The organism is Streptomyces sp. NPDC021749, from assembly GCF_040640655.1.
Lineage (GTDB): Bacteria > Actinomycetota > Actinomycetes > Streptomycetales > Streptomycetaceae > Streptomyces.
On record NZ_JBFACE010000086.1, the window covers coordinates 1 to 10,877 of the forward strand.

At 71.4% G+C, this 10,877-nt stretch carries 14 protein-coding genes; 4 read left to right on the forward strand and 10 right to left on the reverse strand.

Features of this window, described 5'->3' with window-relative positions:
• Positions 1 to 386: 386 nt before the first annotated feature.
• Complete coding sequence (locus AB0G35_RS36825; protein ID WP_360959036.1) at positions 387 to 1,037, reverse strand: DNA-3-methyladenine glycosylase; 651 nt, start codon at positions 1,035 to 1,037, stop codon at positions 387 to 389.
• A gap of 161 nt (positions 1,038 to 1,198) precedes the next feature.
• Between AB0G35_RS36825 and AB0G35_RS36830 the strand changes: the two genes are divergently transcribed.
• The 3 genes from AB0G35_RS36830 (at position 1,199) to AB0G35_RS36840 (ending at position 3,483) form a co-directional block, all read left to right on the forward strand.
• Positions 1,199 to 1,981 (forward strand): sporulation protein, encoded by a 783-nt coding sequence (locus AB0G35_RS36830; protein WP_360959039.1) that lies wholly within the window; start codon positions 1,199 to 1,201, stop codon positions 1,979 to 1,981.
• Between the two features lie 41 nt (positions 1,982 to 2,022).
• A complete protein-coding gene (locus tag AB0G35_RS36835; RefSeq protein ID WP_360959042.1) occupies positions 2,023 to 2,562 on the forward strand; it encodes a YbhB/YbcL family Raf kinase inhibitor-like protein in 540 nt (179 codons plus the stop codon).
• A gap of 417 nt (positions 2,563 to 2,979) precedes the next feature.
• Positions 2,980 to 3,483 (forward strand): HNH endonuclease, encoded by a 504-nt coding sequence (locus AB0G35_RS36840; protein ID WP_360959045.1) that lies wholly within the window; start codon positions 2,980 to 2,982, stop codon positions 3,481 to 3,483.
• A 35-nt stretch (positions 3,484 to 3,518) separates the two neighbouring features.
• Here AB0G35_RS36840 and AB0G35_RS36845 read toward each other — a convergent pair whose 3' ends face one another.
• From AB0G35_RS36845 to AB0G35_RS36860, 4 genes are all read right to left on the reverse strand, one after another.
• Positions 3,519 to 4,286 (reverse strand): sulfite exporter TauE/SafE family protein, encoded by a 768-nt coding sequence (locus tag AB0G35_RS36845; protein WP_360959047.1) that lies wholly within the window; start codon positions 4,284 to 4,286, stop codon positions 3,519 to 3,521.
• A 76-nt stretch (positions 4,287 to 4,362) separates the two neighbouring features.
• Positions 4,363 to 5,307, reverse strand: coding sequence for an SPFH domain-containing protein (locus AB0G35_RS36850; protein WP_360959050.1), 945 nt, complete (start codon positions 5,305 to 5,307; stop codon positions 4,363 to 4,365).
• Positions 5,308 to 5,408: 101 nt separating this feature from the next.
• Positions 5,409 to 5,822, reverse strand: a complete 414-nt coding sequence (locus tag AB0G35_RS36855) for an NfeD family protein (RefSeq protein WP_360959072.1) — start codon at positions 5,820 to 5,822, stop codon at positions 5,409 to 5,411.
• Between the two features lie 85 nt (positions 5,823 to 5,907).
• Positions 5,908 to 6,699, reverse strand: a complete 792-nt coding sequence (locus AB0G35_RS36860) for an ABC transporter ATP-binding protein (RefSeq protein WP_360959053.1) — start codon at positions 6,697 to 6,699, stop codon at positions 5,908 to 5,910.
• 108 nt (positions 6,700 to 6,807) lie between these two features.
• Between AB0G35_RS36860 and AB0G35_RS36865 the strand changes: the two genes are divergently transcribed.
• Positions 6,808 to 7,623 (forward strand): hypothetical protein, encoded by an 816-nt coding sequence (locus AB0G35_RS36865; protein WP_360959056.1) that lies wholly within the window; start codon positions 6,808 to 6,810, stop codon positions 7,621 to 7,623.
• Positions 7,624 to 7,741: 118 nt separating this feature from the next.
• On the opposite strand, the gene AB0G35_RS36870 is transcribed toward AB0G35_RS36865, so the two are convergent.
• From AB0G35_RS36870 to AB0G35_RS36890, 5 genes are all read right to left on the reverse strand, one after another.
• On the reverse strand, positions 7,742 to 7,987 hold the full coding sequence (locus AB0G35_RS36870) for a chaplin (protein ID WP_360959059.1): 246 nt from the start codon (positions 7,985 to 7,987) through the stop codon (positions 7,742 to 7,744).
• A gap of 62 nt (positions 7,988 to 8,049) precedes the next feature.
• The gene (locus AB0G35_RS36875; protein ID WP_360959062.1) at positions 8,050 to 8,295 is read right to left on the reverse strand and encodes a chaplin; all 246 of its coding nucleotides are present in this window, start codon (positions 8,293 to 8,295) and stop codon (positions 8,050 to 8,052) included.
• 169 nt (positions 8,296 to 8,464) lie between these two features.
• Complete coding sequence (locus tag AB0G35_RS36880; RefSeq protein WP_360959065.1) at positions 8,465 to 8,707, reverse strand: chaplin; 243 nt, start codon at positions 8,705 to 8,707, stop codon at positions 8,465 to 8,467.
• A 220-nt stretch (positions 8,708 to 8,927) separates the two neighbouring features.
• Entirely contained in the window at positions 8,928 to 9,575 is a 648-nt protein-coding gene (locus tag AB0G35_RS36885) for a response regulator transcription factor (RefSeq protein ID WP_360959067.1), read from the reverse strand.
• Positions 9,568 to 10,713, reverse strand: a complete 1,146-nt coding sequence (locus AB0G35_RS36890) for a GAF domain-containing sensor histidine kinase (protein ID WP_360959070.1) — start codon at positions 10,711 to 10,713, stop codon at positions 9,568 to 9,570. The genes AB0G35_RS36885 and AB0G35_RS36890 overlap by 8 nt, the downstream gene beginning before the upstream one ends.
• Positions 10,714 to 10,877: the final 164 nt, after the last annotated feature.

The following is a 10,877-nucleotide window of genomic DNA, read 5'->3' on the forward strand; positions in this document are numbered from 1 at the left end:
TCGGGCTTCCTCCGGGCGCTTCCCTTCGGTCTTGCGTTTCCGACTCTATCAGATCCTCGCGGTCCTGATTTTCGCCGGTGCGTTTCGGCCTTTCGACTTCTTCGCGGTTCCGACTTTATCAGATCCGGTTTTCTTTCGATTCCGGCTTCCGATTTCGTCGGAGTGCTTCGGGGCACCTTTTCGGCGGCCCCTCGGCGTGTCACCACTTTAGCTAATTTCCTTGCCGACTCATAATCGAGTCGGCCGGATCGATTTTCGGCAACGCGAAAGCCGACCCATAAGGGAATCGTGCGGAAGTAGTTGGGTTGTGCCACCTGGCGGAGGGCGCAGAAGGCGCTGTCCGTCTCCAGCGGCTCGGGCTACGTTAGGCGGTGACGCAAGCAGAGTCAAGTAGCCGAGGTGGCGCGGCGGCGCGGCACGTGACGGCGGTACGGACTGACCGTCGGGTCGCCGTCGATCCAGTAGCGCCAGGGGTGGTGGGCGCCGTCTCCGCCCACTCCGGTGCGGGGGCCGCTGCACACCCGGTCGGGGGTGGGCGGGGTGCCGTGGAGCAGGGTCAGGGGGGCGTGGCCGCCGCGGCAGAGGTCGGTGCCGTCGAGGGTGCGGTCGATGTCGAGGGCCGTGGCCAGGCGGGCCGGGCCCTTGGCCAGCTCATGGGCGCTGCGGGCCTTGGGGCGGCGGGCGGCGGCCAGGTCCGCGCCGCTGAGGATCTCGCCGGCGCGCAGCAGGACGCCGCTCGCCCGGCCCTCGGGGCCGCAGACCGCGTTGAGGCTGAACCACATGCCGTAGATGAAGTAGACGTACGCATGGCCGGGCGGGCCGAACATCGCGGCGTTGCGTTCGGTGCGGCCGCGATAGGCGTGGGAGCCGGGGTCGCCCTCGCCGTCGTACGCCTCCACCTCGGTGAGCCGGAGTTCGATCGGGCCGTCGGGGGTGTGGCGTACGAGGGTGCGGCCCAGTAGGTCGGGGGCCACGTCCACGACCGGGCGGTCGAAGAAGTCGCGGTTGAGCGGCATTCGTTCCGGTACGTCGGTCATGCGGACCGAGGGTAGTGGAGCCCTCGGGGGTGCCGGTTGGCCAGGGGGCGGCGGGGTTGGGAAGGTGTGGGCGGTGGAACCGGCCCGCGCCGGTTCGCGTTCGTAGGTAGCGACCCGCAGGTCGTAATGGAGCACAGGCGCTGTGCCTGGGGAGGACGAGCATGGGATTCAAGAAGCTGCTGGCGAGCCTGGGTGCCGGGGGTGCGTCGGTGGAGACGGTGCTCTTCGAGGAGAACGTCGTCCCGGGCGGAGTGGTGCAGGGCGAGGTGCGGATCCAGGGCGGGTCGGTGGCCCAGGAGATCCAGGGGCTGTCGGTCGGTCTGCAGGCGCGGGTCGAGGTCGAGAGCGGCGACGAGGAGTACAAGAGGGACATCCAGTTCACGAAGGTGCAGCTGGGCGGGGCCTTCGAGGTGCAGGCGGGGGCGGCGCACACCGTGCCGTTCGGGCTGGAGATCCCGTGGGAGACGCCGATCACCACGTTCCTGGGTACGCATCTGCGCGGGATGAGCGTCGGGGTGACGACGGAGCTGGCGATCGCGCGGGCGGTGGACTCCGGTGATCTGGACCCGGTCAACGTGCACCCGCTGCCGGCGCAGCAGGCGATCCTCGACGCGTTCGGGCGGCTCGGGTTCCGTTTCAAGGCGGCGGATCTGGAGCAGGGGCACATCCGGGGCACGCGGCAGCAGCTGCCCTTCTACCAGGAGATCGAGTTCTACGCGCCGCAGCAGTACCGGGGGCTGAACCAGGTCGAGCTGTCCTTCGTGGCGGACGACCGGGAGATGGACCTCGTCCTGGAGATGGACAAGAAGCCGGGGCTGTTCTCCGAGGGGTCGGACACCTACCGGTCGTTCACGGTGGGGCTGCACGACTTCGAGGGGACCGACTGGGCGGCTTATCTCCACCAGTGGCTGGCGGAGGTCGGCGGTAAGCGGAACTGGCTCTAACCTGGCCCGACAGAGTGTCAGCGAGCGACCAGGAGGTTCATGTGTCCGAGCTGAAGCGGCGGCCGCTTCCGCACGATTTCCATCCGCCGGTGCCGGAGTTCACCGTGGTGAGCGACGAGGTGGAACCGGGCGGGACACTGCGGCCGGAGCAGGTCCACTCGGGCGGGAACCGCTCGCCGCACCTGCGGTGGGAAGGGGCCCCCTCGGGGACCAAGAGCTACGCCGTCACCTGCTACGACCCGGACGCGCCGACCGGCAGCGGTTTCTGGCACTGGGTGCTGTTCGACATCCCGGCGTCGGTGACGGAGCTGCCGTCCGGTGCCGGCTCGGGGGACATGAAGGGGCTGCCCGACGGCGTCGTGCACGCGCGTAACGACTACGGGACGCGGGACTTCGGCGGGGCCGCGCCGCCGCCCGGGGACGGGCCGCACCGCTACGTGTTCACGGTCTACGCGGTGGACAAGGAGAAGCTCGGGCCGGATGCGGACGCGTCGCCCGCGGTGGTGGGCTTCAACCTGCGGTTCCACGCGATCGGGCGGGCCCAGCTGATCGGCGAGTACGAGGTGCCGGCCAAGGGCTGAGCGCCGTAATTCCGTTGCGCCCCGGCGCTTCCGGCACGCAGAGTGGTACCCGTGCCGCCGCCCCTCATCAGGGCGACGGGCAGTCGGTACCGCAGTGGCGGGAGCGGCGGGGCGCAGTGTGTGTCGCCGGCCGCTTGCCGGAGCCGGGCCTCGTGCCGGGCGTCCTCGTCGGCTGCCGTTCGCTCCGGGTCCCGCGTGTTTCACGGGGGCGGGACCCGGAGCGCACTCCTTTCCGGCCGGTCCCGGCCCGTGCGGATTCTCGCCTGGGTGCCGTCGCCGGACCACCCGGTCTTCATCTCGTGCTCGTCCGCCATTTCCCTTGTGGCATGCGGAAATTGCGTTGTTCGGGGAATACCTGCCGCTGCACAGTGGAGCAACTTCGCCGCGGGGGCGGAGCGGGTCCGGGAGGTGGACGGGATGCGCGAGACGCTGGTGCTGAATGCGAGCTTCGAGCCGCTGGCGACGGTGTCGCTGCGGCGTGCGGTGGTGCTGGTCATGCAGGACAAGGCGGTCATCGAGCACGCCCACCCCGGGCTGCGCGTGCGGGCCGCTTCGGTGGACGTACCGGTGCCGCAGGTGATCAGGCTGAGCAGGTACGTACGGGTGCCGTTCCGAAGACGGGCGCCGTGGTCGCGGCGCGGGGTGCTGGTGCGTGACCAGCACCGGTGCGCGTACTGCGGGCGGCGGGCGACGACCGTGGACCACGTCGTGCCGCGGTCGCACGGTGGTGGGGACACCTGGCTGAATACCGTCGCCTCGTGCGCGGAGGACAATCACCGCAAAGCGGACCGTACGCCCGAGCAGGCCGGGATGCAGCTGCTGCGGCGGCCGTTCGAGCCGACGCCGGCGGATGCGCTGCTGTCGACGCTGGGGGTGTCGGTGCGGGACGGTCTGCCGGAGTGGCTGGCGCTGCCGGCGTAGCGCGGTCCGGCCCGTCGGCCGTCGTCCGACTCCGGCTACCTGAGCAGGAGTTGGGCGATGGCCGCCAGGCCGACCAGGACGATGACGGCGCGCAGGGCGGTCGGCGGGAGTCGTCGGCCGATCTTGGCGCCGAGCAGTCCGCCGAGGGTGGAGCCGACGGCGATCAGGGCGACGGCGGTCCAGTCGAAGTGGGCGACGAAGAGGAAGAAGACCGCCGCGACGCCGTTGACGCCGCCGACGAGGACGTTCTTGAGGGCGTTGAGGCGCTGGAGGTCCTCGTCGAGCAGCAGGCCCATGAGGGAGATGTAGAGCACGCCCTGGGCCGCGCCGAAGTAGCCGCCGTAGACGCTGGCGAGCAGCAGCCCGAGGAGCAGGACGGGGCCGCCGTCGGGGTGGGCGGCGGTGCCGTTGCGCGTGCGGCGGGCGCGGAGCCGGGCGGAGAGCCGGGGCTGGGCGACGACGAGGACGAGCGCCACCGCGATCAGCGCGGGGACCACTATGGCGAACGCCTCCGGCGGCAGCGCCAGCAGCAGGACCGCGCCGCCGAGGCCGCCGAGCAGGGCGGCGAGAGAGAAGCGGAGCAGTCGGCGGCGCTGGCCGGCCAGTTCGCGGCGGTAGCCGAAGGCTCCGCTGAGCGAGCCGGGCACCAGGCCCAGGGTGTTGGAGACGTTGGCCGTCACGGGCGGCAGTCCGACGGCGAGCAGCACCGGGAAGGTGATCAGGGTCCCGGATCCGACGATGGTGTTGATCGTGCCGGCGCCGACTCCGGCGGCGAGGACGGCGGCGGCTTCCCAGAGGGTCATGCTGGCTCCCCCGTGCATGATCGGTGTGGTCCCGCCCGATCATGCACCAGGGGTGCGGTCTGCGGCGGAGGCGGGCTCAGTCGTCGATCGGGGGCGTCTCGTGCTTCGGGGTGCTGGGCTTGGGGATGGAGCCGCCGCCGGTCGGCGGGGTGAAGTTGCCGATGGCGCCGCCGAGGCCCTTGAGGGCGTCGCCGATCTCGCTGGGCACGATCCAGAGCTTGTTGGCGTCGCCCTCGGCGATCTTCGGGAGCATCTGGAGGTACTGGTAGGAGAGCAGTTTCTGGTCCGGGTCGCCGGCGTGGATGGACTCGAAGACCACCCGGATGGCCTGGGCCTCGCCCTCGGCGCGGAGCGCGGCGGCCTTGGCCTCACCTTCGGCGCGCAGGATCGAGGACTGCTTCTCACCTTCGGCGGTGAGGATCTGGGACTGCCGGACACCCTCGGCCTGGAGGATCGCGGCGCGCTTGTCACGGTCGGCGCGCATCTGCTTCTCCATCGAGTCCTGGATGGAGGTCGGCGGCTCGATGGCCTTCAGCTCGACGCGGTTGACGCGGATGCCCCACTTGCCGGTGGCCTCGTCGAGGACGCCGCGCAGGGCCGCGTTGATCTCCTCGCGGGAGGTCAGGGTCCGCTCCAGGTCCATGCCGCCGATGATGTTGCGGAGGGTGGTGACGGTGAGCTGCTCGATGGCCTGGATGTAGCTGGCGACCTCGTAGGTGGCCGCGCGGGCGTCCGTCACCTGGTAGTAGATGACGGTGTCGATGTTCACGACGAGGTTGTCCTGGGTGATCACCGGCTGCGGCGGGAACGGCACGACCTGCTCGCGGAGGTCGATGCGGTTGCGGATCGAGTCGATGAACGGGACGACGATGTTCAGCCCGGCGTTGAGGGTGCGGGTGTAGCGGCCGAAGCGTTCGACGATGGCGGCGCTGGCCTGGGGGATGACCTGGATCGTCTTGATGAGTGCGATGAACACGAGCACCACCAGGATGATCAGGACGATGACGATGGCGGATCCCACAGCGGCTCCCGTGCCCTTCGTTGCTGGTCCCTGCCGGCCGGTGACCGGCTTGCCGTTGATCAGTCTTTCAGAGACGTGGCTCGTCGCGCAGCGTGTTCGGGTCAGATGACGACTGCGGTGGCGCCGTCGATCTCGACGACGTCGACCTGCTGGCCCGGCTCGTAGATCCGGTCGCCGTCGAGGGCGCGGGCGGACCAGATCTCGCCGGCGAGTTTGATGCGGCCGCCGTCGCCGCCGTCGACCCGTTCCAGGACCGTGGCGCTCTTGCCCTTGAGGGCGTCGATCCCGGACGCGAGTTGGGGGGCCTGACGGCGGCTGCGGTTGGCGAGGGGGCGCATGACGGCAATCAGCGCCACGGCGACGGCGGCGAACACGAGGAATTGCGCGACGGTGCCGCCACCGAGCGCTGCGGTGACGGCACCGGCGACGGCACCGACCGCGAGCATCCCGAATTCGGGCATCGCGGTCACGACGAGCGGAATACCCAGTCCTACGGCGGCGATCAGCCACCACACCCATGGATCCACGGGTTCATGGTAGATCCGTACGGCGGCCCGGGACAGGGCGCGATCGGTCAGCGGCGGGCGGGCGGACGGGTGTTCAGGCCAGCGGCAGGCCCTGGGCGGTCCAGCGGTCGCCGACCCGCTCGACGACCAGGGGGACGCCGAAGCAGTGGGAGAGGTTCCGGGAGGTCAGCTCCAGTTCGAGCGGGCCGGCGGCCAGCACCTTGCCCTGACGGATCATCAGGACGTGGGTGAAGCCGGGGGCGATCTCCTCGACGTGGTGGGTGACCATGATCATCGAGGGTGCGTACGGGTCCCGGGCGAGCCGGCCGAGGCGGCGGACCAGGTCCTCACGGCCGCCGAGGTCGAGGCCGGCGGCCGGCTCGTCGAGCAGCAGCAGCTCGGGGTCGGTCATCATCGCGCGGGCGATCAGGGTGCGCTTGCGCTCGCCCTCGGAGAGGGTGCCGAACTTCCGGTCGAGGTAGTCGTTCATGCCGAGGCGGTCGAGGAAGGCGCGGGCGCGCTGCTCGTCGACGTCCTCGTAGTTCTCCTGCCAGTGGGCGGTCATGCCGTAGGCGGCGGTGAGCACCGTCTGCAGCACGGTCTGGCTGCGCGGCAGCTTGTCGGCGAGCGCGATGCCGGCGATGCCGATGCGGGGGCGCAGGTCGAAGACGTCGACCTTGCCGAGCTGCTCGCCGAGGATGGAGGCCGTGCCGGCGGTCGGGAAGAGGTAGCTGGAGGCGACGTTCAGCAGGGTGGTCTTGCCGGCACCGTTGGGGCCGAGGATCACCCAGCGCTCCCCTTCCTTGACCGACCAGGAGACCTGGTCCACCAGAGCCCGTCCTTCGCGGACCACGGATACGTCCACCAGCTCCAGCACATCGCTCATGAGCGCGTTGTCTCCCATTGCATCTCGGTCGTCGCGTGCACCTGTAGGCGCAGCCCCCCTGCAAACCTACGCCACTCGTTGTCAGTGCCGTTCCCTAGGCTGGGGGCCATGCTCAAGGAACCTCGCTCAGGACGGCTGGCGGCATGGGGAAATGCCCTTTTGGCCGGACTTGTCTCACCTGATGAAGCGGTGCACCGTATCGCGGAGGACGACGCGGTGCACCGCGTGGCCGGTCTGCCCGGGGAGGAGGCTCCGGTCGGGCTGACGCTCGCGCTGGGGCGGCTGCGGGCGCTCGGCGCGGTCGGGCTGCGGGTGGCGCTGCCGGTGCCCGGCCATCCGCTGGGGCTCTGCGGGCCGCCGGAATTCAATGCCCGCGCGCTGGAGGCCGAGGAGGCGGTGATCGCCACCGGCGCCGGGCTGGGGCTGGTTCCGGAGACGTACGAGGCCGGGCCGGAGGGCGGGGCGGCGCCCGATGTGCATGTGGAGGTGGTCTGGCGGTGCCTGCCGGTGCGGGAGGCGCTGCCGGCGGACGTGCCGTCGCTGGGCGAGGCGGAGCGGGAGCTGGCGGAGGCGCTGCGGGAGGCGACCGAGGTGCTCTCGAAGCTGGACGTGGCCGGGGCCGGTCCGGTGGCGCAGGCGGCGCTGGCGGCCTACCGGGCGCGGGCGGAGGCGGGCCGTCAGGTGCTCGCCCCGGGTTATCCGCCGCGGGCGGTGCGCGTGTTGGAGCTGGCGCAGCGGGTCGGGGCGCTGATCGACATCGCGCGGGAGGCCGGCGGGAACGGCGCGGAGCACGGTGCGGCGGTGAGCGCGTCGGAGATGGCGGCGCGTGCGGAGGCGCTGCGGCCGGTGGAGCGTACGGCCCGGCGGGCGCAGGTCGCGGCGTACAACTCCGCCGTGGAGGAGCGGGAGCGGCGCGGCGGCTGAGGAGGGGGTGAAAGGGGACGGGCCCCGCCGGACCATTGTGTGGTCGACGACGGGGCCGTTGCCGAGAGGGGCCGAACAGCCCGGGCAGGGTGAGCCGTTCACCCCGGATCGGACGACCTCAGCCGTTCGAGCTCTCATTGCCGAAGGCGGGGTTGAGCAGGCCGACGACGTTGGCGGTGTTGCCGGTGGCGTTCACCGGGACGTGCACGGGCACCTGGACGAGGTTGCCCGAGCCGATGCCCGGGGAGCACGTCGCCTTGCCGTCGGCCTGGGCGCCGCTGGTGGCGAAGGCGGAGCCGGCGGCGGCACCCAGGCCGAGGGCGGTACCGGCGAGGACGAGGGCGGCCTTCTTGGCGGTGTTCATGGTGAGGTGAGTTCCTTGCGTGGTGGCACGGGACCGCAATGACGGTTGCGGATGCGGGCGGCTCAGAAGTTGGTGCTGCGGTTGCCGAACGCGGGGTTGAGCACGCCGACGACGTTGACGCTGTTGCCGTTGACGTTCACCGGCACGGTCACCGGCGCCTGGACGAGGTTGCCGGAGACGACGCCGGGCGAGGTGGTGGTGCCGCCGGCGGCCTGCGCGCCATCGGTGGCGAAGGCGGAGCCGGCGGCGGCACCCAGGCCGAGGGCGGTACCGGCGAGGACGAGGGCGGCCTTCTTGGCGGTGTTCATGGGGGGATTTCCTCCGGTGAGCGGTCACAGGGCCGTGGGACAGCACTGATCGGGATGACGGGTGTGGAGGGGGACCGGCCGCGCGCTCACGGCGGTGAGGGGACCGGTCCGGTGCCGGCCCGCGCGGACGGGGTCGTCACGCGGGCCACGCGCACAAGGCTTGCTGCGCTCAGAGGTTGAAGCAGGGGTTGCCGAAGGCGGGGTTGAGCAGGCCGACGACGGAGACGGTGTTGTTGCAGGCGTTCACCGGGACCTTCACCGGGACCTGGACGAGGTTGCCCGAGCCGATGCCCCCGGACTGCACCGCGCCGCCCTGCGCCTGCGGGGTGTGGGCGGAGGCGATGCCGGCGCCCGCGAGGGCGAGACCGCTCGCCATCATCGTGACGGCCGCGACCCGCTTGATGTTCTTCACTTCTCTTGCTCCTCATTGCCGTTGCCGTGACCAGCCGTCACGACTGCTCTGGACAACGGCCCGGCCCGAGGAGGGATACGCCGAACGGGCTACGGCTACACGACAGTATGAATCTCGGACCGGCGGACGACGTTCGGGTTGACGCATTGTCGTACCGAAGGGCCGTCCGGGCCCGGGCCGGCACCGCCGCCCGCCCGGTCGTGGGGGCTTTTGCGCCTGGTCAGGCCCCGATGCCGTGCCGTACGGCCCAGAGCGCCGCCTGGGTCCGGTCGGCGAGGTCGAGCTTCATGAGGATGTTGGAGACATGGGTCTTGACGGTCTTTTCGGAGAGCACCAGGGCGCGGGCGATCTCGCGGTTGGAGCGGCCGTCCGCGATCAGGCCGAGGACCTCGCTCTCGCGGTCGGTCAGGGAAGTCCCGCGGCCCTGGCCGCCGTTGCCGTCCTCCTGGGAGAGCAGCGCGCCGGCCACCTCGGGCTGCAGCAGGACGTGGCCGGCGTGCACGGAGCGGATGGCGGCGGCCAGTGCCTCGGGGTCGATGTCCTTGTAGACGTAGCCGGCTGCTCCGGCGCGCAGGGCCGGGACGACGGTGCGCTGTTCGGTGAAGCTGGTGACGACCAGCACCCGGGCGGGGTTGTCCAGTTCGCGGAGCTTGCGGAGCGCCTCGATGCCGTCCATGCCGGGCATCTTGACGTCCATCAGGACGACGTCCGGGCGGAGTCGTTCGGCGGCGGCGATGCCCTCGGCCCCGTCGGAGGCCTCCCCCACCACCTCGATGTCGTCCTGCACCTCCAGGAACGTGCGCAGGCCGCGGCGGACGACCTGGTGGTCGTCGACGAGCAGGACGTGGATCGGTCGGGTGTCAGCCACCGGGCACCTCCATCTCGACGGCGGTGCCCTTGCCGGGCTCCGACTGCACGGTGAGCGTTCCGCCGACGCCGCCGGCGCGGTCGTGCATCGAGACCAGGCCGAGGTGGCGGCCGGCCCGGCGGACCGTGCCGGGGTCGAAGCCGCAGCCGTCGTCGGCTATCCGCAGCAGGGCGCCCTGCCCGGCCCGGGAGAGGGTGACCTCGACGTGCTCGGCGCCGGAGTGCCGCAGGGCGTTGTGCAGGGCCTCCTGGGCGACCCGGAGCATGGCCTCCTCCTGGGAGGCGGGCAGTGCGCGGACGCCGTGGGCGGCGAAGGTGACGTGGGCGGAGTGGGCGCGGTCGAGGACCTGGGTCTGTGAGCGCAGGGTGGCGACCAGGCCGTCCTCGTCCAGGGCGGCGGGCCGCAACTCGATGACGGCGGCGCGCAGTTCGTCGGCGGCCTCGGCGGCGAGCGCGGCCACCTGGTGGAGTTCGTCCTTGGCGCGGACCGGGTCGCGGTCGACGAGGGCGGTGGCGGCCTGGGCGGTGAGCCGGAGCGAGAACAGCTTCTGGGACACCGCGTCGTGCAGTTCGTGGGCGAGCCGGGCCCGCTCCCCCGCGATGGTCAGCTCGCGGCTGCGTTCGTAGAGGCGGGCGTTGGTCAGGGCGATGGCGGCGTGCTGGGCGAGTATGCCGAGGAGACGCTCGTCGTCCTCGGTGAAGCCACAGCCGCCGTCCGGCTTGGGGCAGCGCTTGTTGGCCAGGAAGAGGGCGCCGAGGATCTCGTCCCCGTCGGCGACCGGCAGGCCGAGGAAGTCGGACATGTCCGGGTGGGCCGCGGGCCAGCCGCCGAAGCGCGGGTCCTGCCGGACGTCGGCGAGCCGTTCGGGGGTGGCGTTGTGCAGCATCGCGGCGAGGATGCCGTGCTGGCGGGGCAGCGGGCCGATGGCCTTCCACTGCTCGGCGCTGACGCCGTCGACGACGAACTGGGCGAAGCCGCCGTGGTCGTCGGGCACTCCCAGGGCGGCGTATTCGGCGTCCAGCAGTTCGCGGGCCGAGGCCACGATCGTCTTGAGGACGTCGCGCACCTCAAGATGCCTGCTCATGGCCAGGATCGCGGTGCTCACCGCGGGGATCCCGGCTCCCGGTCCGTTGGTCATGGCTTCACCGTACCGGCGGGGCGGAGGGGCCGTATCGGTCCTGCGGCACATGGCGTCCGGGTCCCCGGTCCTAGTACTGCAACCGCATGTGGGGTTTGTGGCCTCGGCGTTGGTAGTGGCAGTGGCGGGCTCGGGCTTGGCTGTGTCTGCGGAAGTGTGACCAG